Below are 23,755 nucleotides of genomic sequence, written 5' to 3' on the forward strand. Positions count from 1 at the left end.
TTCGACGTACACGTGTCACATGCGCGTCGTCGGCCGCACTCGATAATCGCTCTCCGTTGCAAGCAACATCCGCGCAGATTGCGCAGCCAGCCTGGGGCGATCACATGAACAAGAAGATTCTCCTTTCCATGATTGCGGCGATGTCGCTCGCCACGTCGCTGGCCGGTGTTGCAACGCCTGTGCGTGCGGCCGACGACGACCGGGACCGCGACTTCGGCAATTTCCGCGATCGCGATCACGGTCGCGGCCATCATGGCCACAAGTCGAAGCAGGTCGTGCTGATCTCGCTCGACGGCGCCAAGCCCAATTTCATCCAGCAATTCATCGAGGAAGGCGTGTTGCCGCGTGACGGTGGCCTGGCGCGGCTGAGCCGCCACGGCGCGGTGGCACTGCAGAACGTGACGGCCTCGCCGTCGCTCACGGCGGTGTCGCATATCGAGATCGCCACCGGCTCGAACGCGGTGCACAATGACATCCCCTCGAACACGTTCCAGGCCGCCGTCGCGCCGATCACCTCGAGCATCAGCGGCTTCGCAGCCCCGATCGGCGGCTATCAGGAGAGTCCGCTCGGGCCATCGCCGCACCCGACGGCCGAACCGCTGTGGGTGCAGCTCCGCCAGCAGGGCAAGAAAGTGGCCACCGCGACCTGGCCTGGCGGCGACGGCGCCGCCATCTCCATCAACGGCACCGTGGTGCAACCGGCGCAGCCGACGCGTGTGACCAACTACACCGTGCCGTTCGGCGCGTTCGGCGGTCTCTCCGCCCAGGGCTTCTCGCTGAGCCAATCCGACTTCGCGGCCGATGCGGGCGTCGTCGCAGGCCTCCAGGCAGCCGGCCATTTCTCCTTCAGTCCGGTGCTGGTGACGACCAACCCGATCGAGTCGTTCTCGTGCGCCTCGGCGCAGATCTCGACCTGCTCCAGCAATGCGGCGACGTTCGACATCAAATATTCGATCCGCGTTGCGGCGATCGACACCACCAACGACAACAAGGTGAACTACGACACGCTGGTGTTCTTCGACACCGCGCAGGGCATCAAAGCGGGGCCGTTCCACGCCCCCTCGACGGGACCTGCCTATGCCAAGTTCGGCGATGAGAACGCGCCGTTCTTCTTCGAGGGCAGCGGCGCCAAGGTCGGTGCCGCCTATTACGTCTCGCAACTGTCGCCCGATCTCTCCGTCGTGCGCTTCGCCCGCTATGGCGCCAACTACATCCCGCGCAACACGCCGGTGCTGGCCGATGTCGACGACATCAACAACAACATCGGCTTCTGGCGTCCGCAGGCCGATTTCCGCATTCCGGAGCGGCTGAGCCCCGGCTTCACCAATTTCCCCGACGTCGAGATCGAGGCGATGTTCGAGGACATGGTCAAGACCTTCGTGCGCTACCAGGCCGAGATCGGTGAGCGTGCGATCCAGAATCATCCCGACGCCGATCTCGTCATGGTCTATATCGAGCAGCCCGACGGATCGGAGCATCAGTTCCTGCTCACCGATCCGCGCCAGGGCACCAACCCGAAGGACCCGAACTCGATCGGCGCCGGCCAGGATCCTGACAAGGTCAAGCGCTACGCCTCCTACATCCGCTTCGCCTATCAGGTCGCCGACAAGGCGGTGAAGAAGATCGCCGATGCGGCGGGCTCCGACAGCAACGTCATCGTGGTGTCCGACCACGGCTTCGCCCCGTTCCACACATCAGTCAGCATGACCAACATCCTGAAGAACGCCGGCATCGACACTACCAAGCTGGCGATCCGGACCTCGGGTCCGGCGGTCAACATCTACGTCAACCTCCAGAACCGCGAACAGGGCGGCACCGTCGATCTCGCGACCTACAAGGCGCTGGTCGCGCAGATCGCGGACGCAGTGAAGAACGCGGTCGATCCCAATCCGAAGTTCAACTATTCGCTCGACAGCGGACGCATCTTCAACGTGGTCGAGACGCGCCCGCTGCAATGCAACGCCGGAACCGGGCTGTGCACCAGCAAGACCATCGGCCAGGATTTCGGCGATGTGTTCGCGCTGATGGCGCCGGGCTACAATTTCGACGGCATCCAGAGCCCCGGCGTCGCGCGCCTCGGCGACGCGGCGTTCAACGCGGCAACGACCACGCTGTCGATGCCGAATTTCTACGGCGCGCACGGCCATGATCCCGAGCTGCCGGTGATGAGCGCGACCTTGATCGCCGCAGGTCCGGACATCCGCAAGACGACGATGCGGCGCATGCGCAATCTCGACGTGGCGCCGACCATCATGCAGATCCTCGGCGTCCGGCCGCACCAGGTCGACGGCGAGGTGCTGCGCGAGATCCTGCGCTGAAGCAGGCCGCATCACCTTCGAGCTCAGCAGATGGGCGCCGACCCGGCGCTCATCGGCATCCTTCTTGGCGCCGTGCCGCTTACGTCTTCCGCCGCAGGCTCCAGAGCGTTCCGGCGCCCACGACGGCGGTCACGAGCAGAATGGCGACGAACGTCTGGATGATGGTGAAGTTGAGCGCATCGCGCGTGACGAACAGCGCGGTGATAGCGCCGGCCGCGACAAAGAGGATACGAAAGATCAAGCTCATGGCCACGTCTCCAGGTCAGCACGACCTGAGGTCAGCACGACCTGGAGCCCGGGCCCTCGACATCGGGGCACAGCACGCCATAGGCGATCATGCAAGGCGGACTCTAGCTGGCCGCCACGACGCGGATTTGCGGCAGATCAAGCCTGCCCCGAAGCGTATGCCGCTACTGCTTCGCCATCAGCTCGAGCGCGGGCGCAAAGCGCTCGGCAAACGTTAACGACTTGGCGTGGTGGACCGCAGCGAACGACGCCGAGATTCCCGCTGAAGCAACCGCGAGCAAGGCAACTACTAGAACCAGACGGCGCATGTTCGCCTCCTGTGTGAGCTCGACTAGCCCACAGAGATGAGACCGCTCTGTTTCAGGACTGTTTCATGGTCGCGGAAAATGATTTCGCTCAAGCGGCTGTGATCGGACCCGTCTTATCGGGCCGCGTGCGGTAACCAACTAGCAAGTGTTGCTGCTGTCGTGCGGCGAGCGCCGACCGTGCCGGGAATTTTGCACCCGCGGTCGCGATCGCGAAAGACAGGGCGACCGCGACAGCCACCTTTTGCTGGATGCGGGGTTATCGAGGACTTGCGCAGATGAAAATCGTCGTCCGAAAGCTCAATGGCCTGTGGCACCTCGTCGTCGAATCGAGCCAGATCCGAACGCCCTTCCTGGACACCCAGGAGCGCGCGCTGGTCGTCACTTACGCCCGACGCGCCTATCCCGGCGCTAAGATTTTCCAGCGCGATTGATGCGGGAGAGCGCGCCTAATCATCCTCCGCCGGTCCGCACCAGCCGGGCAGATAGATCGCGTCCTTGCTCTTGGCGGATGACATCGCCTTCTCGAGCGCCTTGTCGAAATTGGCGTCCACCGCCTTGCGCGACAGCTTCCGGCGCAGAAAGTCGGCCCACAGGAATTCCGAGAACGGCGTGGTGTCCTTGGCGAAGCCGCCCATGCGGCGGAGCTCGCCGGCAAGGCTGCGGAACGGGTCGTCCTTGAGATCGGCGACCGATTTCGGCAAATCGCGGAACGGACGCCGCTCGCCCTTGGCGTCGTAGGGATAGACCCAGCGCTTGTTGTCCATCACGCCCCAGAACGCCTCGCGCTCGACCATCCGAAGGTCGCCGACGACAGTCACCAGCACCTCCTTGATGCCCTCGTCATGCAGCGCGCGGCCGAGATGATGATGATCGATCACGTAGTAGCGCAGGTCCGGCCCGTAGACGACCGGGATCATGTGCGTGCCGAGCAGATCGGACTGCTTCTTCTTGCCATGCTCGCGCCAGCGCTTGCGCTTCTCCTTGACCTCGCGCATGCCGACCGTCATCTGGGTCGGCCGCAGCGACAGGATCGGCACCGGATGAACTCTCGGCTCGCGCGCGTTGGTGGTGGTCATGGTCGAAGATCCCTCGCATTGTTCGTAACCGGTGGTCCCGGTTCCCGGATTATGACACGGGCCCGACAGCGGCAAAATGCATTCGGTTCCGCCAGCGGGATCACAAGCCGACGTATACGGCAATAACGCCGTGGCCATTGCTGCAGCGCAACCCGCACCTTCCTGACTCAGGCATGACAGCGCTCGGCGACAGCGTCGCGCGGGAATAGTGCGAACACACAATGCACGTGCGCGTTGAGAAGATTTTCTGCAACGTCTTCACCACGTATGCTATCTAAAAATCGCTGCTTCGGAGTTGATCCTCACACATGAAGACCCAGCGGCCCATAAGCTCTGATGGCGAGCACCGGGTGCTCCAGTTCAGGCCGCGCAATTCGCCCTCCCCGACGGTCCACCGGGGCAGCGGTACCGTGCAGCCGCTCCGCGTTCCGCCCGAGCGGCTCGACCTGTCCCGCTATGAGCAGCCCCGAACCGAGCCGGACGATTTCCGCCACCGCATGCTCGCTAACATCGCGGCCCTCGCCTTCACGGTCGCGCTGACCGCGATCGGGATCTGGCTTGCCGTAAGCATCGCCGACATCAGGCGGACCCAGGATTGCGTGCTCATGGGCCGCCGCGACTGCGTCAAGATCACGACGCCGCACATCTAGGGCCCATCCCGCTGCCGGTCCCCCGGCCGAAACCGCTTCGGGAAGCATCCCCAATCCTGTCGGAGAGGCCTGTCCGGCTCCATTGAACTCAGGGCGGCGCTCCGATATACGGGCTTTCGACCCGGCCAGAGGGGGGTTTGAGGGCGTCATCTGGGGCGCGATGCCCGCCCACCGCGCCACTCTGGAAATCTGACAAATATCAGCAATATATCAAAGGCTTAGTGATGTCTTCCACATTCGATCAGGTCGCCACGATCATCGCTGAAACCTGCGACATCCCGCGCGACACGATCACGCCGGATAGCCATGCCATCGACGATCTCGGCATCGACAGCCTCGATTTCCTGGACATCGCGTTTGCGATCGACAAGCAGTTCGGCATCAAGTTGCCTCTGGAAAAGTGGACCCAGGAGGTCAACGACGGCAAGGCGACCACCGAACAGTATTTCGTGCTGAAGAATCTGTGCGCCCGCATCGACGAACTGGTTGCGGCCAAGGGCGCGAGCGCCTAAGCGCGCGGTCATGCAACTCGAATACTTCCACATGATCGATCGGATCGTCGACCTCAATGTCGACGAGAAGAAGATCGTCGTCGAGGCTCAGGTCCCCAAGGAAAGCACCATCTTCGAGGGGCATTTCCCGGGCTATCCGCTGATGCCCGGCGTGCTGCTGATCGAATCGATGGCGCAGGCCTCGGGCTGGCTTCAGCTCGGCGTGCTCAAGTTCGAGCGCATGCCGATCCTGGCCGCCGTCAAGGAGGCCAAGGTCCGCGGCTCGGTGTTCCCCGGCGACCTCATGAGCATCGAGGCGACGCTGGCCCATGAGGGGTCGGGCTACGCCATGACCGAAGCCAAGATCAGGGTCGGCGGCAAGCTGCGCGCGAACTCGACGCTCACTTTCACGCAGATTCCCTTCCCCAACGCGGATATGCGCGGCTACATGGATTCGTTCGCCAAGCGCATCGGCTTTCCGCAACAGGCCGTATCGCCATGACTGAGACTGCTTCGAAGCCCGGCCAGACGGAAGTCTGGATCACCGGCATTGGGCTTGCCACCTCGCTCGGCGAGGGCTTGGACGCCAACTGGGCCGCGCTTCAGGAGCGGCGCATCAATGTCGACGAGAAGGGCTTTGCGCCCTACATCGTGCATCCCCTGATGCCGGTTAGCTTCGACAGCCAGATCCCGAAGAAGGGCGACCAACGCCAGATGGAAGCCTGGCAGCGAATCGGCACCTACGCTGCCGGCCTTGCGCTCGACTCCGCGGGCATCAAGGGCAACAAGGACATCGTGGCCAAGATCGACATGGTGGTGGCAGCCGGCGGCGGCGAGCGCGATCTCAACGTCGACACCGGCGTGCTCTCGGCGGAGGCCAAGGGGGCGAACGCGCCTGGCTTCCTCAACGAACGCCTGATGAGCGATTTGCGCCCGACGCTGTTCCTCGCGCAGCTCTCGAACCTGCTCGCCGGCAACATCGCCATCGTGCACGGCTTGGGCGGCACCTCGCGCACTTTTATGGGCGAAGAGGTCGCGGGCGCAGATGCGGCCCGCATTGCGCTTGCGCGCATCGCCTCGGGCGAGAGCGACATTGCGCTGGTCGGCGGCTCGCACAATGGCGAGCGCAAGGACCTGCTGGTCCTCTACGAATTCGGCGACTTCAATCTGAAGGACAAGTTCGCCCCCGTGTGGGCGCGCAAGGACCGCGCCGGCTTCGCGCTCGGCTCGGCCGGTGCCTTTCTGGTGCTGGAATCGAAGGCGCATGCGGAAGCGCGCGGCGCAAAGCCTTTCGCAAAATTGTCGAGCGTCGTTGCCGACCTCGCCCGGCGCAAGCAACCCGGCGACATAGCCGCAACCTTGGAGAAGCTTTGGCAAAAGCTGCCGAAGCGCGAGGGCAAGGGCGCGATCATCTCGGGCGCGACCGGCGCCGAGCCCGCCACCAGCGAGGAGCGCGGCTTCCTGAAGAACCACGCCGACTTCCCGGTGCGCTCGACCGGCACGATGTTCGGCCACACCATGGAAACGCAATTCCCGCTCGGCATCGCGCTCGCCGCGCTGTCGATCTCGCGCGGCGCGCTGTTCCCGCCGAACGATTCGACGGGGACCGAGATTGAAATGCAGGGGGCGCCCACCCAGATTGTGGTGGTGGGAGCCGGACATTGGCGCGGCGAAGGCATGGCGCTGGTCGAGGCGGTGAGCTGAAGCGCGTTCGCGCTTTGGCTGGATCACGCTCTAGCAGATCGGGGGATCGACATGACTGCACCACGCGACAAACTCGGGCGTCCCGTCGTCGTCGTCACCGGCATGGGCATCATGACCTCGCTCGGCGCCGGCAAGGCCGACAATTGGGCCAAGCTCGTCGCCGGTCAATCCGGCATCCGCACCATCACGCGCTTTCCGATCGAGGGCCTGAAGACCACGATGGCCGGCACCGTCGATTTCGTCAGCGTCGATCCGTTCTCCTCCACCGCCCTGTCCGAGCGGATGGCCGAGATCGTGACGGAGGAAGCGCTCGAGCAGGCCGGCATCGGCGCCAAGGCTGATTTTCCGGGTCCACTCTTCCTCGCCGTTGCGCCGGTCGAGGTCGAATGGCCTCAGCGCCGCGAGCTCGGCCGCGCCGTCGGCGCGCTGGACTTAACCTATGACGATTTGCTGCGCATCTCCGGCGGCGGCAAGTACAGCGCCTATCACCACCGCTTCATGTTCGGCTCGGTCGCAGCCCACCTCGCCGAGACCTTCGGCACCAAGGGCTCGCCGATCTCGCTGTCGACGGCGTGCGCATCCGGCGCCACCTCGATCCAGCTCGGCGTCGAGGCGATCCGCCGCGGCGAGACCGACGCTGCGCTGTGCGTCGCGACCGACGGCACCGTAAATCCGGAAGCGCTGGTGCGCTTCTCGCTGCTCTCGGCGCTGTCGACCCAGAACGATCCGCCGCAGGCGGCCTCCCGCCCCTTCTCCAAGAACCGCGACGGCTTCGTCATGGCCGAAGGCGCCGGGGCGCTCGTGTTGGAAAGCTATGAAGCGGCAACTGCGCGCGGCGCAAAGATCCTCGGCGTGATCGCCGGCTGCGGCGAGCTCACCGACTCGTTCCATCGGACCCGCTCCTCGCCCGACGGCAAGCCGATCATCGGCTGCATGAACAAGACCCTGGCCGATGCCGGCATGACGCCGGACCAGATCGACCACATCAACGCGCACGGTACCGCGACGCCCGAGAACGACAAGATGGAGTTCAACACGACATCGGCCGTATTCGGCGATCTCGCGCAGAAGATCCCGGTCACCTCCAACAAGTCGATGGTCGGCCACACCATCTCGGCCGCGGGCGCGGTCGAAGCGATCTTCTCGCTGCTCACGCTTGAGCATCAGCGCATCCCGCCGACGATCAACTATGAGACGCCCGATCCCACGATCCTGTTCGACGTCGTCGGCAACAAGGCGCGCGATGCCCGCGTCACCGCGGTGATGTCGAATTCGTTCGGCTTCGGTGGCCAGAACGCCTCGCTGATCCTGACGCGCGAACCGGCCTGACCGGACGCATGGCGCTACTTCCTGCGAGCACGAGGGCCCGCGCGCGGGAGGCTGCCAAATCGGTCAGCGGCAGCCTGATCGGGGCTGCCACCGTCGGCATGCTGCGCACCACGCGCTATTTCGATCCGGTCAAGACCTCGGACGTCTTCGCGCGCGTGACCAAGCTGATCGGGCCGCGCCTGCGCGAGCATCGCATCGGCCGCGCCAACCTCACCGCGGCGTTTCCCGAGAAATCGCCGGAGGAGATCGAACGGATCCTGATGGGGGTCTGGGACAATCTCGGCCGCGTCGGCGCCGAATTCGCCCATATGGACCACGTCTGGGACTACGACCGCGCGCATCCGGAAAAGAGCCGGATCGAGATTCCCCAACGCAGCATCGAGCTGTTCGACCAGATCCGTGACGACGGCAAGCCCGCGCTGATCTTCGCCGCGCATCTGGCCAATTGGGAATTGCCGGCGCTCGCCGCGGTCGCGCACGGCCTTGACGCTGCGATCCTCTACCGCCGCCCGAACATCGCCTCTGCCGATCGCATCATCCAGGAGATGCGCCAGGTCAACATGGGCACGCTGATCCCGGCGGGCCGCGACGCCCCTTTGCGGCTGGGTCAGGCGCTGAAAGAGGGCAAGCACGTCGCGATGCTGATCGACCAGTATCTGACCGGCGGCGTCGAGGTCACCTTCTTCGGCCGCAAGACCCGCGCCAACCCGACGCTGGCCCGCCTGCTCCGCCAGGTCGAATGCCCCATCCACGGCGTCCGCATCATCCGCCTGCCCGGAGGCCGTTTTCGCGGCGAGCTGACGGAAGAAGTCCAGCCGGTGCGCGATGCCGACGGCAAAATCGACATCCAGGGCACGATGCAGGCAGTCACCAGCGTGGTGGAGAGCTGGGTGCGCGAGCATCCCGAGCAGTGGCTGTGGCTGCATCGAAGGTGGCGGTAGATGCGGCGTCATTGCGAGGAGCGAAGCGATCAAGCAATCCAGAGCGTCTCCGCCGAGAGGTTCTGAATTGCTTCGCTTGGCTCGCAATGACAGGTACGGCCCCTCTACCGTCCCGTCTTCACCTTGGTCCAGAGCCGGTTGATGATGCGCTGGGTCGCCGGCTCGCGCGCCGTGATGACGAACAGTTTTGAGAGCGTCGCCTCGTCAGGATAGATGTTCTTGTCGTTGAGGATCTTCGGATCGATCAGCTTCTGGCTGGCGAGGTTGCCGTTGGCGTAGGACAGGAAGTCCGAGTTCTTGGCGGCCACGTCCGGGCGGTAGAGATAGTTGATCAGCTCGTAGGCTTCGTTGACGTTCTTGGCGTCGGCGGGGATCGCGAGATTGTCGAAGAACATCTGCGCGCCCTCCTTCGGAATGGTGTAGCCGATCTCGACGCCGCTCTTGGCCTCAGTGGCGCGGGCGCGGGCCTGCATGATGTCGCCGGACCAGCCGACCACGAAGCAGATCTCGCCGGTCGCGAGCGCGCTCAGATATTCGGACGAGTGGAATTTTCGTACCGACGGGCGAACCTTGGCGACGGCGTCGGCGGCCTTCTCGAGGTCCGCCTGCTTGGTGGAGTTCGGATCGAGCCCGAGATAGTTCAGCGCCGCCGGAAAGATGTCGTCGGCGGAGTCGAGCATGTGCACGCCGCAGTCCTTGAACTTGGCGAGGTTCTCCGGCTTGAAGACGATGTCCCAGCTGTCGACCTTCGCGTCGGGTCCGAGGATCTGCTTCACCTTGGCGACGTTGTAGCCGATGCCCGTCGTGCCCCACATGTAATTCGCGGCATAGAGGTTGCCGGGGTCGTAAGTGGCGAGGCGCTGCGTCACCACGGGCCAGGCGTTGGACAGGTTCGGCAGCTTCGCCTTGTCGAGCTTCTGAAAGATGTTGGCCTTGATCTGGCGCTGCAGGAAATAGGCCGTGGGCACCACGACGTCATAGCCGGACTTGCCGGCCATCAGGCGCGTCTCCAGCGTCTCGTTGGCGTCGAAGGTGTCGTAGACCACCTTGATGCCGGTCTCCTTGGTGAAGGCCTCCAAAACATCCGGCGCCATGTAGTTGGACCAGTTGTAGAAGTTGACGACCCGCTCGTCGGCCCCGGCGGCGGCGCAGAGCAACGTCAGCGCCGCGGCGATCGCAAGACCCAGGCCAAAGCGCGAGCGGCCGACATTCGTCATCTCTGTTTACCTCTTGCGTCCACGCACCGCGTCCGACAACCGTTCCAGCGCGGTATCGAGCGTCTGGTCCTTCTTGGCAAAGCAGAAGCGCACCACCGAAGTCACCGGGTCCTGCTCGTAGAACGCCGAGACCGGGATCGCCGCGACCTTGTAGTCCTTCACGATCCGCCAGCAGAACTCGGTGTCGCTCTCGTTGAGCCCGAGCGGCGACAGGTCGACCGTGAGGAAGTAGGTGCCTTGCGACTTCAGCACGGGGAAGCCAAGACTCTCGAGGCCCTTGGTCAGACGGTCCCTGCTCCGCGTCAAATCCTTGCGCATCGACAGGAAGTAGTCGTCGGGCTTGCCGAGGCCGTAGGCGACTGCGGCCTGCAGGTTCGGCGCGGTGGTGAAGGTCAGGAACTGGTGCACCTTGGCGGCGACGCGCAAGAGCGGTGGCGCGGCGCAGACGAAGCCGATCTTCCAGCCAGTCAGCGAGAAGATCTTGCCGGCCGAGCCGACCTTGATGGTGCGCTCGCGCATGCCGGGAATGGTGATCAGCGGGATGTGCTTGTGCTCGTCGAAGGTGACGTGCTCCCAGACCTCGTCGCAGATCGCGATGACATCGAACTTCTGGCAATAGCGCGCGAGCAGCTCGAGGTCCTCGCGCGGATAGACCACCGCGGACGGGTTCAGGGGATTGTTGAACAGCACCGCCTTGGTCTTTGAATTGAAGACGCTCTTCAGCATGTCCTCATTCAGCCGCCAATGCGGCGGCTCCAGGCGAACCAGGCGCGGAATGCCGCCGGCCTGGCGGATGATCGGCAAATAGGAATCGTAGACCGGCTGGAAGCAGACCACCTCGTCGCCGGGCTGGACCACCGCGAGGATCGCCGAGGTCAAAGCCTCCGTGCCGCCGGAAGTCACCATCACCTCGCTCATCGGGTCGAGCTTGAGGCCGTGCCAGTGGCCGTAATGGGTCGCGATCGCCTGGCGCAGCTCCGGCAAGCCCATCATCGACGGATACTGGTTGTAGCCGTTGAGCGAGGCCTCGGCCGCGGCGCGGCGGATGTCCTCGGGGCCGGGATCGTCAGGAAAGCCCTGGCCGAGATTGATGGCGGCATTGTCGCGCGCGGCCTGCGACATCGCCTCGAAGATGGTGACGGGAAGGTCGGCGAAGACCTTGTTCAGGGACGAGCTTTTGGTCATCTTGCTAGACATTGGGGCCGATCAGCCACCGACCTTGCTGGGAAGCCCCGCCGCCTTCCAACCGAGCATGCCGCCGGCCAGATGTTTGTCGTAAGGCAGGCCCGCCGCCTGCGCCGCCAGCGAGGCCGTGACCGAACGCTTGCCCGAGCGGCAGGCGAACACGACCTCTTTGCCTTGCGGATCGGGGATCGCCTTGGGATCGAAGGTCGAGAGCGGCACGACGACGCCGTAGGGATAGGCCTCGGCCTGCACCTCGTTCGGCTCGCGCACGTCGACGAGGAGATAGCGGCCTTCCGCGACACCCTTGGAGACCTCGTCAGGGGTCAGGTCCTGTACTTGATTTGCCACATCATCCTCCAACGTCGCGGGGTCCTTGCCGGGGCGATCCCGGCGCGCGGCAACCTCGCCTCTCGGAAGACGAAAATCAAGCGCTACAAAGGCTTGAGCTGCCTTGCGCAAGTTAAGGCTAAATCGCAGCGACTTGAAGTGCGGCTTTGGTTCGCCTGCCTAGATGGTCACCTGCGTGCCAACCTCGACGACGCGCCCCGAGGGGATCTGGAAATAGTCGGTGGCATCGTTCGCCGAACGGCTGAGTGAGATGAACAGCCGGTCCTGCCAGCGCGGCATGCCGGAATGAGCGGCGGGCTTCAGTGCCCGGCGCGACAGGAAGAACGAGGTCGACATGATGTCGAACTGCCAGCCGAGCTTGCGGGCGATGGCGAGAGCCTTCGGCACGTTCGGCGATTCCATGAAGCCGAACTTCAGCGTCACCTTGGAGAAGGTCGGTGAGATCTGCTCCAGCCTCACCCGCTCGGTCGGATCAATGCGCGGCGTCTGCGCGGTCTCGATGGTGAGAATGACGTTCTTCTCGTGCAGCACCTTGTAGTGCTTCAGACTATGCATCAGCGCGGTCGGCGCACTGAGCGGGTCCGAGGTCAGGAACACGGCGGTGCCGGGCACGCGCTGCGGCGGCCGCTTCTCCAGCATCGCGACGAGGTCGGCGAGCGGGAACTCGAGCTTGCGCGACTTCTCGAACAGCAGGCGGCTGCCGCGCCGCCATGTGTACATCAGCAGGATCATGAGCGAGCCGAGCGCCAGCGGCACCCATCCGCCCTCGAATACCTTCAGCAAATTGGCGGCAAGGAAGGTGAAGTCGAGGAACAGGAACGGGAGGATCAGCGCCGCGGCGGCGACCGGCGACCAGCGCCAGGCCTTCCAGACCACGACAAAGCCCATCATTGCTGTGACGACCATGGTGCCGGTCACGGCGATGCCGTAGGCGGAGGCCAGCGCGCTGGAGGAGCGGAACAGGAGCACCATCAGGATCACCGCGACCAGCAGCAGCTGGTTGATGCGCGGGATGAAGATCTGGCCGGAATGGGCCTCGGACGTATGGCGAATTTCGAAGCGCGGCAGCAGCCCGAGCTGGATCGCCTGGCGCGTCAGCGAATAGGCACCAGTGATGACGGCCTGGCTCGCGATCACGGTCGCCATGGTCGCCAGTACGACCATGCTGCCGCGCAGCCAGCCTTGCGGAAACAGCTGGAAGAAGGGGCTCACGATCGCGCCGGGGTCATCGAGGACGAGCGCGCCCTGCCCCAGATAGTTCAGCGCCAGCGACGGCAGCACGATGAACAGCCAGGCGGTTTGGATCGGCCGCTTGCCGAAATGGCCGAGGTCGGCGTAGAGCGCCTCGGCGCCGGTCACCGCCAGGAACACCGCGCCCAGCGTGACGAAACCGATGATGCCATGGTGGAGCATGAAGGAGACCGCATAGAGCGGGTTCAGCGCGAACAGGATCTGCGGCTGCCGGATGATCGGGCCGATCGCCGCGATCGCAATCACGGCAAACCAGACGCACATCACAGGACCAAAGAACGCCGCAACGCGCGCAGTCCCGCGCGATTGCACGGCGAACAGGCAGACCAGGATCACCACCGTGAGCGGAACGATATAGGGCTCGAAGGTCAGCGTGACGTCCTTCATGCCTTCGATCGCCGACAGCACCGACACCGCCGGGGTGATCACGGCATCGCCGTAGAACAGCGCGCCCGAGATGATGCCGAGCAGGACGATGGTGGCCCCACCGGTGCCCACCGCGCGCTGGGCCAGCGCCATCAGCGCCAGCGTGCCGCCCTCGCCGTTGTTGTCGGCGCGCAGCAGGATCACGACGTATTTGAGCGTCACCACGACGATCAGCGCCCACAGGATAAGGGAGACCACGCCGAGCACGGCGGCGGTCGCCGGCGCTCCTTCCGCGCCCGCGGCCACCGTCACCGCCTCGCGGAACGCGTAGAGCGGGCTGGTGCCGATGTCGCCATAGACGACGCCGATGCTGCCGAGCGTCAGCGCGCCGAAACCCGCGGTGGTGTGGGCGTCGCCATGCCCGTTGGCCGCCGCCGTTGCCGGGGCGGGAACTGCTACGTCGCTTGTCATGGGAGAGCCCGGTGGCCTCTAAAAAATGCTTCACTGCACAATGGCGGAAGAGCGCGCGGCTTATTAGTCCTGCGCTGCCGGCATAGCCTAGCCCGATTTTGGGCCCTTGCCATGCGAAATTCGCATGAGTTCAGCAGTTGCGTTTTCAAATAGTCACTTGGGTTCCGACTTCAACCACCCGCCCTGTGGGAATCTGGAAATAGTCGGTGGCGTCGTTTGCGGACCGGCTGAGGGCAATGAACAGATGGTCCTGCCACAGCGGCATGCCGGACTGTGCGGACGCCTTGAGCGACCTTCGTGACACGAAGAACGATGTCGACATGATGTCGAACTGCCAGCCCTGCTTGCGCGCAATCGCCAGCGCCTTCGGCACGTTCGGCTGCTCCATAAAGCCGAAGCGCAGGCGAACCTTGGAGAACTTGTCGCTGATCTTCTCCATGCGGAAGCGCTCGGAGAGATCGACTCGCGGCGTATGCGCGGTCTCGATGGTCAAGATAACGTTGTGCTCGTGCAGCACCTTGTTGTGCTTGAGATTGTGCAGCAGCGCGGTCGGCACGAAGGCGGGATCGCTGGTCAGGAACACCGCGGTGCCCTTGACGATGTGCGGCGGCCGCTTCTCCAGGCTGCGGATCAGGTCGTCGAGCGGCACCTCGATCCGGCGCGTCTTCTGGATCAGGATGCCCGAGCCCTTCCGCCAGGTCCAGATCGTGCCTGCCATGGCCGCGCCGAACAGCAGCGGCACCCACGCGCCTTCGAGCAGCTTGAGCAGGTTGGCGCTGAAGAAGGTCATGTCGACCATGACGAAGGGCAGGATCACGACTGCGGCGGTCGCGGCGCGCCAGTTCCACAGCTTCCAGATCACGACGAAGCCCATGATGCCGTCGGCCACCATGGTGGTGGAGACCGCGATGCCGTAGGCCGAAGCGAGATTGCTGGGCGTGTGGAACAGCAGGACCAGCAGCATCACGCCGATCAGCAGCAGCCGGTTCACCCGCGGCAGATAGATCTGGCCGGCGTGTGTCTCGGAGGTGTAGCGCACCTCGAAGCGCGGCAGCAGGCCGAGCTGCACCGCCTGATAGACCAGCGAATAGGCACCGGTGATCACCGCCTGACTCGCGATCACCGTGGCCGCGGTCGCAAGGCCAACCAGCGGCAGCACGAGGTTCTCGGGCACCATGCGATAGAAGGAGTGCTCGATCGCGCTGGGATCGGACAGCACCAAGGCGCCTTGTCCGAAATAGTTGATCAACAGCGAGGGCAGCACGAAGAACATCCAGGCCGACTGGATCGGCTTGCGGCCGAAATGGCCGAGGTCGGCATAGAGCGCCTCGCCGCCGGTGACCGCGAGGAACACCGCGCCCAGCGTGACGAGGCCAATCGTGCCGTGCGACAACAGGAATTGCAACGCGTAATAGGGATTGATCGCCGCCAGCACCGACGGATCGTCGGCGATGTGGACGGCGCCCATCACCGCAAGGCAGGCGAACCAGACCACCATCACCGGTCCGAACGCCGAAGCCACCAGCGCGGTGCCCTTGCTCTGCACCGCGAACAGCAGCGCCAGGATCAGGACGGTAAGCGGCACGACGTAATGCTCGAACGCCGGCGTTGCGAGCTTCAGTCCGTCAACCGCCGACAGCACCGAGATCGCCGGCGTGATCATGGAATCGCCGATGAACATGGACGCGCCGACCACGCCCAGCGCGAGCAGGAACCAGCTTCGCCGCCCCAGCGCGCGCTGGCCCAGTGCCATCAGCGAGAGCGTGCCGCCCTCCCCGTTATTGTCGGCGCGCAGCAGCAGCAGGACGTATTTGGCCGTGACGACGATCAGCAGCGCCCACAGGATCAGCGAGAGCACGCCGAGCACGATGACCCGCGAGACCGGCTCGCCACCGGCCGCGCCCCTGACAGCCTCGTGAAATGCGTAAAGCGGCGAAGTGCCGATATCGCCGAAGACGACGCCGATGCTCCCGAGCGTGAGGGCCCAAAAGCCTGTTGTGACCTGCCCTTCCTGAGCCTCGGTCGATGTAATGCTCGCCGCCATGAGGGTGGAAAACGCTTCTTCCCTGGAATTGATCCGGCGCCTTTTGACGCTTCCTGCGCCCCTGTCAATTGGCACAACATAGCAGGCGCAGCGGCAGATGCCGTGACGGCGCAGCGCGCGGTCGCCTGCGCGACGAGATGCCTCAGGTAAGATGGTAGCGCAAGGGTCTTATTGTTTGGGCGTGATCTTCGCGGGAAACCGCTGCCCACCTTGCCCTAAGGCTTCAGATTGGGCGGCAGCGGCGGATCTTCGCGCATCAATGTGATGGTCACACGTCGGTTGGCCGCAAGCGAGGGATCGTCCGGAAACAGCGGCTGGGTGTCCGCCTTGCCGGAGACGGCGAAGATGTGGGACGGCGGCAGGCCCTCGCGCTCGAGGATCTGGCGCACGGCATTGGCGCGGTCGGCCGACAGGTCGAAGGCGCCGTAGTCGCTGCGGGTCGGCACGAATCCGGCCGCGGTGTGGCCGGCGATGGAGACGCGCAGCGGCGTCGCCTTGAGCGGGATCGCGAGCTTCTCGATCAGGCGGCGGGTGCGGTCGTACGGCATCTTGGAGCCATCGGCGAACATCGAGCGGCCGTCCTGGTCGACGATCTCGAGGTTGAGGCCCTGCTTGGTCTCCTCGAACATGATGTGCTTGGACATCTCGGTCAGTTCCGGCATGTCCTGCAAGGCCTGGCGCAGCGAGGCCGCGGCGAGTGCGAAATTGCGGTCGACCTTGATCTTCGCACCGGACGTCTTGTCGCGGTCCTCCTGGTCAGGCGTCGGCGTGTTGGAGGCGTCCTCGGGCTGGATGTGGTCGACGTTCTTCAGCCGCGGACGCGTCGGCAGGCCGTCGGATTCGACGATGCCGGCGTAGCGCGCTTCGCTCTGCACGCCGAAGGCGTCGCGCATCGAGCCTGCGACGATCTTCAGCTTGTTGGCGTCCTGCGTCGAGAACGCGACAAGCATCACGAAGAAGCTCATCATCAGCCCCATCAGGTCGGCGAAGGTCACGAACCAGCCGTGACCGCCGCCGTGAGCATCGCCGCGCTTCTTCTTGGCCATCTCGCAAAATCCCGGCCGGCGGCGTTACGCCGGCACCGGCTCGCCTTCGGCGTGGCGATGCTTCTCCGGCAGGTAGGCCAGCAGCATTTCGCGCACGAGCGTCGGGCTCTTGGAGTCGCGAATCATCAGGATGCCGTCGATGATCAGCGTGCGATTGGTCTCTTCATCCAGCAGCTTGCCGTGCAGCTTGTCGGCGATCGGCAGACAGAACAGGTTGGCGACGAGCGCGCCGTAGAGCGTCGCGAGCAGCGCTGTCGCCATGAAGGGACCGAGCTTGGAAGGGTCGGTCATGTTGGCGAACATCTGCACCATGCCGATCAGGGTGCCGATCATGCCGAAGGCCGGGGCGCAGTCGCCGATGGCGCGGTAGATCTTGCTGCCCTCGTCGAGGTGCATCAGGAAGTTGTCGCGGTCGCGCTCGAGATTGTCACGGATGAAGTCGAGGTCGTACCCGTCGGCGACGTAGCGGATGCCCTTGGCCAGGAAGGGCTCGTCAGTCTCGACCTTTTCGAGGCCGACCGGGCCCTGCTTGCGGGCGATCTCGGCGATGCGGGCGAGCTCGTCGACGAGGTCGTGGGCCGACAGGCGGCTCATGGTGAAGGCGAACTTGGCGCCGAGCGGAAGGCCGTGCAGGAGCGCCGAGAGCGGAAAGCGGATCATGGTGGCGGAGATCGAGCCGCCGAAGATGATGATCATCGCATGTTCGGAGACGAACATGTGCAGGTCGCCGCCCATGAGGATCATCGCGGTGATGACGATGATGCCGGCCGTGAGCCCAACGCCCGTCATGATATCCATGGGAGACTCCAACGCGTCCGCAACAACGGCCGTCCTGGCCGATGGCGCGGCCCAACCCCGAACCGCATCCGAAACCCTAGAGCGCCGCCCTTAAAGCCGCGTAAAGGTTAAGTTGAGCCGGCCCTGCGGACCGGCGCAGCGCGCTGATGGCCGCCAGCTTTGCCGGCTGCCGACAGGAATTTCAACGAATTGCTAACCATATAAGGCTGCACCGGAATGACATTTCTGCTGCGGCCCTGCGCCACATCGAGCCATGGGATCGTTTGGTGTCTTGTAACGTTGCGGCATGCCCATGGCCGGAGCATCGCAATGCTGACGCTGTTCAGTTTTCTCACCGCGCTGCCCGCGGTGCTGGCGTTTCATCTGCTCGCGCCGGAACTCGTTCTTCCAGCCTTCAGTGCGCTGCTCTTCGTCGAGGCCGCCTTCGCCGTGATCGCGGCGTGCTTGCTTCACAGTCCCGACGACACCGATGAGATCACGCTTTGGGATCTCGCGGGCGGCTTCACCCTGATCGGATGCGCCGCCGCAATGTTCGGCGAGCCGGATCAGGCCGCCCTGTTCCTGACTGAGCAAGGCGGCCCGCGTCCGGTGTCGCGGCCGTAGGCGCTTTGTCGCTCAGTGGATCTCCGACGAGCGCTTCAGCGCCGCCTTGAGCTTCTCCAGCGAGAAGTCGGGGCTGCGCGCGATCTCCAGGATCGGCGTCTCGCGACGGCCGCAGAGCTCGGCAGCCTCCGGCAGCTTTGCAGCGACATCGAGCGGGATCACGATCGCGCCATGCCGGTCGGCGTGGATGAGGTCGTCAGACTTCACCGTCATGCCGGCAACACGCACCTCGCCGCCAAAGCTTTCCGCATGCACCCAGGCATGTGACGGGCCGATCGAGCCGGCCAGCGCCTGGAAGCCAGGAGCCCATTGCGGGATGTCGCGGATCGAGCCGTCCGTGATAACGCCGAGGCAGCCGAGCGCCTTGTGCACGTTGCTCTGCACCTCGCCCCAGAACGCGCCGTAGCCGACGTCGGGACCGTCGATGTCCTGGATCACCGAGATGCGCGGCCCAAAGCCGGTGCCGACATATTCGTAATATTCGATGCGGCGCTTCGACTGCTCTTCCGGAGGCAACGACGACTTCAGCACCGAGCGGATCGCGACCGTGCGGGCGTAGCCGACGATCGGCGGCAGGTCGGGGAACGGGCAGATCAGTTGCTTGGTGGTGTAGCCGATCAGGCGGCGCTCGGGCGCCACGATCTCCATGGCGTTGCAGATCGTCGGCGTGTCATAGCGGCCCAGCGCTTCAAGGACGGAAGCGGGCAGCGGCCCGGTCGCGGTATCAGTCACGGCGTTCTCTCCCAGGTTGGCGGCCGCTGTTGGCGCGGTGCCGCCGGCACAGGGCCATATAGCCGAGATCGGGTCTCAGCCCAACTCAGAGCGCCTCATGGCAGATATCCGCGTGAACCCGCTCAGTGCAGCCGGCCGGGCCGGTCGTCGTCGTGCGGCGGCTCCGACAGATTTGCCAGCGTCGGCGCCGACGGCGGAGACGGGACCTCGCCGGCCGCCGGTGCAGCGGCTTCCACCGCTCGCGCCTGGTCGCGGTAGGATTTGTAGCCGAGCGGCAGGCAGAGCAGATACAGCACCGTGCCGATCGAGAGCACGTGCCAGGGATAGGCGATCAGGATCGCGATGAAGACGATCACCGCGACGAAGGCCGGCAGCACCAGCTCCGGCGGCACGCGCATCCGCTTGGTCTTGCCGGAGAACACCGGCAGGCGCGAGACCATCAGGAAGGCGATCAGCAGCGTGTAGGCCGCCGTTACCGCCGCTGGGGTGCGGCCGAGATCGAGGAACGCGACATAGATCGGCAGCAGCACCGTGATGGCGCCGGCCGGCGCCGGCACGCCGGTGAAGAAATTGGCGGCGAAGGCGGGCTTGTTCGGATCGTCCATGGTGGCGTTGAAGCGCGCAAGCCGCAGGCCACCGGAGATCGCGAACACCATCGCGGCGATCCAGCCGGCATTACCGAGCTCGTGCAGCTGCCAGAAATACAGCATCAGGCCGGGCGCGACGCCGAAATTGACGAAGTCGGCGAGGCTGTCGAGCTCGGCGCCGAATTTCGATTGGCCCTTGATCAGGCGCGCAACGCGCCCGTCGATGCCGTCGAGTGCAGCGGCGAACACGATGGCGTAGACCGCGAGCGACATCCGCCCCTCGATCGACAGGCGGATCGCGGTGAGACCGGCGCAGATCGCCAGCAGCGTGATGACGTTGGGCACCAGCATCCGCACCGGGATCGGGCGGAACCGCCGGCGGCGTACATCGGGATCTCTCAGGTCGTAGGGCGTCATGGCTGTCCTCACCTCAAGGCGAGATATAGCAAGCCGCATCCCCCTCCGCCATCGCGGCGGAAGGCCCCCATGGACAGGCTCTTGGTCAATTGGCGCGGAAAGCGCGGCTCGGGTCGTCGCCGGCAAGGTCGGCCAGGATGGTCTCGCCCGCGATCGCGGTCTGGCCTTCCGACACCAGTGCCTTGGTGCCAACAGGCAGATAGACGTCGAGCCGGGAGCCGAAGCGGATCAGGCCAAAGCGCTCGCCGGCGCCGATCGCCTGGCCTTCCTTGACGAAACAGACGATGCGCTTGGCGACGAGGCCTGCGATCTGGATCACGCCGATCCGCGCCGTCGGCGTCGAGATCACCAGCGAGTTGCGCTCATTGTCCTCGCTCGCCTTGTCGAGCTCGGCATTGATGAAGAGGCCCGGCCGGTAGGCGATGCGGTCCACCCTGCCCGCGATGGGACTGCGGTTCACGTGGCAGTTGAACACGCTCATGAACACCGAGATGCGCGGCAGTGGCCGGTCGCCGAGCCCGAGCTCGGCCGGCGGCAGCGCCATGGTGATCATCGAGACACGGCCGTCGGCCGGCGACACCACGAGCCCTTCGCGCACCGGCGTCACACGGACGGGATCGCGGAAGAACAGCGCGCACCACACGGTCAGGATCGTGCCGATCCAGCCCAGCGGCGACCACAGCCAGAACAGGATCAGGCTTGCCAGCGCAAAGCCGCCGATGAAGGGATAGCCCTCCTTGTGGATCGGCGGGATCTGACGCTGGATCGAATCGAGAATGGACATCGCTATCTGCCGCTCGAGGTTAATGGCACGGATCGTTGCGCGGGTTTGTTTAGGCCAGAGTTGGGACCGGAGACAAGGTCACTCCGCGGCAGCCGGCGCCACGAGGGCGTCCTCGACCGGCGGCGGCTCCCGGTTGGGCGCCTCGCTCGAATCGGCCATCTGGGCCAGCTTCTCGCGCGCGGCCTCCGCCTCGCGCTGCCTGTTCCACATGCTGGCATAGAGGCCGCCCTGCGCCAGCAGCTTGGCATGGGTGCCGCGCTCGGCGATGCGGCCCTGGTCCAGCACGATGATCTCGTCGGCGCCGACGATGGTCGAGAGCCGGTGTGCGATCACCAGCGAGGTGCGGTTCTTGGCGACACGCTCGAGCGCGCCCTGGATCTCGTGCTCGGTATGAGTGTCGAGTGCCGAGGTCGCCTCGTCCAGCACCAGGATCGGCGGCGCCTTCAAGACGGTGCGCGCGATCGCGACGCGCTGCTTCTCGCCGCCGGACAATTTCAGACCACGCTCGCCGACCTGGGTCTCGTAGCCGAGCGGCGCCGTGCGGATGAAATTGTCGATCTGCGCGAGGCGCGCCGCCTCCTCGACGTCGGCGTCGCTGGCGTCCCAGCGGCCATAGCGGATGTTGTAGCGGATGGTGTCGTTGAACAGCACGGTGTCCTGCGGCACCATGCCGATCGAGGCGCGCAGGCTGGCCTGCGTGACCTCGCGGATGTCCTGGCCGTCGATCAGGATCTTGCCGCCGGAGACGTCATAGAGGCGGAACAACAGGCGCGAGATCGTCGACTTGCCCGCACCGGACGGACCGACGATCGCAACGGTCTTGCCGGCCGGCACCTCGAAGCTGATGCCTTTGAGGATGGGCCGCGTCGGCTCATAGGCAAAGCGCACGTCTTCGAAGCGGACCGTGCCGGCGGACACGGCCAGCGGCTGCGCACCGGGGATATCCTTGATCTCGGCCTCGCGGCCGAGCACGCTAAACATCTTCTCGATGTCGATGATCGCCTGCTTGATCTCGCGATAGACCATGCCCATGAAATTCAGCGGCTGGTAGAGCTGGATCATCATGGCGTTGACCAGCACGAAATCGCCGACCGTATTGGTGCCGTTGCGCACGCCGATCGCGCACATCAGCATGGTCGCGGTCAGTCCGAGCGTGAAGATCACGGCCTGACCGGTGTTGAGCACGGCGAGCGAGGTATAGGTGTGGATGCTCGCCTCCTCGTAGCGCGCGACCGATCTGTCATAGCGCTGCGCCTCGCGCGTCTCTGCGCTGAAATACTTCACCGTCTCGTAGTTGAGCAGCGAGTCGATCGCCTTCGTGTTCGCCTCGGTATCGGAATCGTTCATCCTGCGGCGGATGCCGATCCGCCACTCGGTCGCGATGTAGGTGTAGTACATGTAGACCGCGACCGTGATCAGGGTTGCGACCACGTAGCGCCAGTCGAACTGCCAGAGCAGCACCGCCATCAGCAGCGAGACCTCGACGATGGTCGGGATCAGCTGCAGGATCACCATGCGCACGATCACCTCGATGCCCTCGCGGCCGCGCTCGAGCACGCGCGTCAGGCCGCCGGTCTTGCGCTCGAGGTGGAAGCGCAGCGACAACTCGTGCATGTGGACGAAGGTGATGGTGGCGAGCTTGCGCACCGCATGCATGGCGACGCGGGCGAAAATGCCGTCGCGCCACTGCGTCAGCACCGCCATCAGGATGCGCATGACGCCGTAGCTCGCGGTAAGCAGTAGCGGCGAGGCGATCACCCAAAGGTGCCAATTGTCGGCCGCGACCGGCGCGGTGTTGGCGCCCGTCAGCGCATCGGTCGCCCATTTGAAGCTGAACGGCACCGCCAGCGTGATCAGCTTGGCGGCGAGCAGCAGCACCATCGACCAGACCACGCGCATCTTCAGGTCGAAGCGGTCGCCTGGCCAGATATAGGGCCACAGATGCGCCAGCGTGCCCATCAAGGTGGCCCCGGCCGGCGCGCCGCCGGCGGGTTCAGGAACGTCGGCGCCGTCGAACGGTTGAGGTTGGTCCATCAAGAAGCCTGAAAGCCCGCCGGATGCGGACGTCGCTGCGATTAACGGTTTTCGCCCGTCATATAGAGCCTTCCCGCTGCCAGCGCACCCCGCCAGATGGCGAATCTTCGATTGTTCGTCGTCATTTACCGGTAGATTCCCGGTCAGGTCGAATCACCGATTGGGCTTGACGCCTCTTCGCTGCAATGCATCATGAGAGCAATGAGCACCATTAAAACCGTCTGTGTCTATTGCGGCTCCGGCCCAGGAACCAATCCCCGCTTCACCGAAGGCGCCAAGGCGTTCGGCAAGGCCCTTGCCGAGAACAGCATCCGCCTCGTCTATGGCGGCGGCTCGCTCGGCCTGATGGGTTCGGTCGCGACCTCCGTGCTCGATCACGGCGGCACGGTCACCGGCATCATTCCCGAATTCCTCCGCAAGCGCGAGAATGCGCTGACGCGCGTGCAGGAGATGATCGTCACCCCCGACATGCACGAGCGGAAGCGGCTGATGTTCGAACGCTCGGACGCCTTCGTGGCGCTACCGGGCGGCGTAGGCACGCTGGAAGAGCTGGTCGAGCAATTGACCTGGAAGCAGCTCGGCCGTCACGCCAAGCCGGTGCTGCTCGCCAACATCGACAATTTCTGGGAGCCGCTGTTCTCGCTCCTGTCGCATATGCGCCAGACCGAGTTCATCCGCGCCGGGCTTTCGGTCGACATCCTCAAGGCCGATCGCGTCGAGGAGATCTTGCCGAAGCTGAAGACGGCAGCAGCCCAGATCGCCGAGGCGGAAAAGGAGCTCGCCCCGGAAGTCGCCCGCAGGCTGTAAGA

At 64.8% G+C, this 23,755-nt stretch carries 24 protein-coding genes; 10 read left to right on the forward strand and 14 right to left on the reverse strand.

The window, feature by feature from the left end; genetic code table 11:
• The first annotated feature begins 104 nt into the window (after nt 1-104).
• Entirely contained in the window at nt 105-2,318 is a 2,214-nt protein-coding gene (locus ACVWY3_RS14360) for an alkaline phosphatase family protein (RefSeq protein WP_456839032.1), read from the forward strand.
• A 79-nt stretch (nt 2,319-2,397) separates the two neighbouring features.
• Here the strand turns inward: ACVWY3_RS14360 and ACVWY3_RS14365 are convergent, their stop codons facing one another.
• Nucleotides 2,398-2,565 carry a hypothetical protein gene (locus ACVWY3_RS14365; RefSeq protein WP_456839033.1) on the reverse strand — a complete coding sequence of 56 codons (168 nt, stop codon included), beginning with the start codon at nt 2,563-2,565 and terminating at the stop codon, nt 2,398-2,400.
• 163 nt (nt 2,566-2,728) lie between these two features.
• A complete protein-coding gene (locus ACVWY3_RS14370; protein ID WP_456839034.1) occupies nt 2,729-2,872 on the reverse strand; it encodes a hypothetical protein in 144 nt (47 codons plus the stop codon).
• A gap of 275 nt (nt 2,873-3,147) precedes the next feature.
• Between ACVWY3_RS14370 and ACVWY3_RS14375 the strand changes: the two genes are divergently transcribed.
• A complete protein-coding gene (locus tag ACVWY3_RS14375) occupies nt 3,148-3,303 on the forward strand; it encodes a hypothetical protein (protein ID WP_456839035.1) in 156 nt (51 codons plus the stop codon).
• A 15-nt stretch (nt 3,304-3,318) separates the two neighbouring features.
• On the opposite strand, the gene ACVWY3_RS14380 is transcribed toward ACVWY3_RS14375, so the two are convergent.
• Nucleotides 3,319-3,948, reverse strand: coding sequence for a ParB-like protein (locus ACVWY3_RS14380; protein WP_456839036.1), 630 nt, complete (start codon nt 3,946-3,948; stop codon nt 3,319-3,321).
• A 308-nt stretch (nt 3,949-4,256) separates the two neighbouring features.
• Here ACVWY3_RS14380 and ACVWY3_RS14385 point away from each other — a divergent pair, with 308 nt between their 5' ends.
• The 6 genes from ACVWY3_RS14385 to ACVWY3_RS14410 all read left to right on the forward strand — a co-directional run bounded on the left by ACVWY3_RS14385 (nt 4,257) and on the right by ACVWY3_RS14410 (nt 9,063).
• Nucleotides 4,257-4,598, forward strand: coding sequence for a hypothetical protein (locus tag ACVWY3_RS14385; RefSeq protein ID WP_456839037.1), 342 nt, complete (start codon nt 4,257-4,259; stop codon nt 4,596-4,598).
• A gap of 224 nt (nt 4,599-4,822) precedes the next feature.
• Nucleotides 4,823-5,110 carry an acyl carrier protein gene (locus ACVWY3_RS14390; RefSeq protein WP_007592476.1) on the forward strand — a complete coding sequence of 96 codons (288 nt, stop codon included), beginning with the start codon at nt 4,823-4,825 and terminating at the stop codon, nt 5,108-5,110.
• A 10-nt stretch (nt 5,111-5,120) separates the two neighbouring features.
• On the forward strand, nt 5,121-5,591 hold the full coding sequence (locus ACVWY3_RS14395) for a 3-hydroxyacyl-ACP dehydratase FabZ family protein (RefSeq protein ID WP_200468413.1): 471 nt from the start codon (nt 5,121-5,123) through the stop codon (nt 5,589-5,591).
• Nucleotides 5,588-6,793: a beta-ketoacyl-ACP synthase gene (locus ACVWY3_RS14400; protein WP_456839038.1), complete on the forward strand. Its 1,206-nt coding sequence runs from the start codon at nt 5,588-5,590 to the stop codon at nt 6,791-6,793. The genes ACVWY3_RS14395 and ACVWY3_RS14400 overlap by 4 nt, the downstream gene beginning before the upstream one ends.
• Before the next feature lie 51 nt (nt 6,794-6,844).
• Nucleotides 6,845-8,122, forward strand: coding sequence for a beta-ketoacyl-ACP synthase (locus ACVWY3_RS14405; protein ID WP_456839039.1), 1,278 nt, complete (start codon nt 6,845-6,847; stop codon nt 8,120-8,122).
• Nucleotides 8,123-8,130: 8 nt separating this feature from the next.
• Nucleotides 8,131-9,063 carry a lipid A biosynthesis lauroyl acyltransferase gene (locus tag ACVWY3_RS14410; protein WP_456839040.1) on the forward strand — a complete coding sequence of 311 codons (933 nt, stop codon included), beginning with the start codon at nt 8,131-8,133 and terminating at the stop codon, nt 9,061-9,063.
• A gap of 104 nt (nt 9,064-9,167) precedes the next feature.
• On the opposite strand, the gene ACVWY3_RS14415 is transcribed toward ACVWY3_RS14410, so the two are convergent.
• The 7 genes from ACVWY3_RS14415 to ACVWY3_RS14445 form a co-directional block, all read right to left on the reverse strand.
• Complete coding sequence (locus tag ACVWY3_RS14415) at nt 9,168-10,280, reverse strand: polyamine ABC transporter substrate-binding protein (protein WP_456839041.1); 1,113 nt, start codon at nt 10,278-10,280, stop codon at nt 9,168-9,170.
• A 6-nt stretch (nt 10,281-10,286) separates the two neighbouring features.
• On the reverse strand, nt 10,287-11,465 hold the full coding sequence (locus ACVWY3_RS14420; protein WP_456843365.1) for an aminotransferase: 1,179 nt from the start codon (nt 11,463-11,465) through the stop codon (nt 10,287-10,289).
• Nucleotides 11,466-11,486: 21 nt separating this feature from the next.
• A complete protein-coding gene (locus tag ACVWY3_RS14425; RefSeq protein ID WP_027571677.1) occupies nt 11,487-11,813 on the reverse strand; it encodes a rhodanese-like domain-containing protein in 327 nt (108 codons plus the stop codon).
• A gap of 159 nt (nt 11,814-11,972) precedes the next feature.
• The gene (locus ACVWY3_RS14430) at nt 11,973-13,901 is read right to left on the reverse strand and encodes a potassium transporter Kup (RefSeq protein ID WP_456839042.1); all 1,929 of its coding nucleotides are present in this window, start codon (nt 13,899-13,901) and stop codon (nt 11,973-11,975) included.
• A gap of 145 nt (nt 13,902-14,046) precedes the next feature.
• Nucleotides 14,047-15,945, reverse strand: coding sequence for a potassium transporter Kup (locus tag ACVWY3_RS14435; RefSeq protein ID WP_456839043.1), 1,899 nt, complete (start codon nt 15,943-15,945; stop codon nt 14,047-14,049).
• A 215-nt stretch (nt 15,946-16,160) separates the two neighbouring features.
• Nucleotides 16,161-16,991 (reverse strand): flagellar motor protein MotB, encoded by an 831-nt coding sequence (locus ACVWY3_RS14440; protein ID WP_456839044.1) that lies wholly within the window; start codon nt 16,989-16,991, stop codon nt 16,161-16,163.
• Between the two features lie 24 nt (nt 16,992-17,015).
• Complete coding sequence (locus ACVWY3_RS14445; protein ID WP_456839045.1) at nt 17,016-17,789, reverse strand: motility protein A; 774 nt, start codon at nt 17,787-17,789, stop codon at nt 17,016-17,018.
• Nucleotides 17,790-18,098: 309 nt separating this feature from the next.
• Between ACVWY3_RS14445 and ACVWY3_RS14450 the strand changes: the two genes are divergently transcribed.
• Entirely contained in the window at nt 18,099-18,392 is a 294-nt protein-coding gene (locus ACVWY3_RS14450; protein ID WP_456839046.1) for a hypothetical protein, read from the forward strand.
• A gap of 12 nt (nt 18,393-18,404) precedes the next feature.
• Here ACVWY3_RS14450 and ACVWY3_RS14455 read toward each other — a convergent pair whose 3' ends face one another.
• From ACVWY3_RS14455 to ACVWY3_RS14470, 4 genes are all read right to left on the reverse strand, one after another.
• Entirely contained in the window at nt 18,405-19,124 is a 720-nt protein-coding gene (locus ACVWY3_RS14455; RefSeq protein WP_456839047.1) for an RraA family protein, read from the reverse strand.
• Between the two features lie 122 nt (nt 19,125-19,246).
• Nucleotides 19,247-20,128 carry a CDP-alcohol phosphatidyltransferase family protein gene (locus ACVWY3_RS14460; RefSeq protein ID WP_456839048.1) on the reverse strand — a complete coding sequence of 294 codons (882 nt, stop codon included), beginning with the start codon at nt 20,126-20,128 and terminating at the stop codon, nt 19,247-19,249.
• Nucleotides 20,129-20,213: 85 nt separating this feature from the next.
• On the reverse strand, nt 20,214-20,918 hold the full coding sequence (locus ACVWY3_RS14465) for a phosphatidylserine decarboxylase (protein ID WP_456843366.1): 705 nt from the start codon (nt 20,916-20,918) through the stop codon (nt 20,214-20,216).
• Between the two features lie 72 nt (nt 20,919-20,990).
• Nucleotides 20,991-22,946 (reverse strand): ABCB family ABC transporter ATP-binding protein/permease, encoded by a 1,956-nt coding sequence (locus ACVWY3_RS14470; RefSeq protein ID WP_456839049.1) that lies wholly within the window; start codon nt 22,944-22,946, stop codon nt 20,991-20,993.
• A 201-nt stretch (nt 22,947-23,147) separates the two neighbouring features.
• On the opposite strand from ACVWY3_RS14470, the gene ACVWY3_RS14475 reads away from it, so the two are divergent.
• Nucleotides 23,148-23,753, forward strand: coding sequence for an LOG family protein (locus ACVWY3_RS14475; protein WP_456839050.1), 606 nt, complete (start codon nt 23,148-23,150; stop codon nt 23,751-23,753).
• Nucleotides 23,754-23,755: the final 2 nt, after the last annotated feature.

Source organism: Bradyrhizobium sp. USDA 4486, assembly GCF_054057995.1.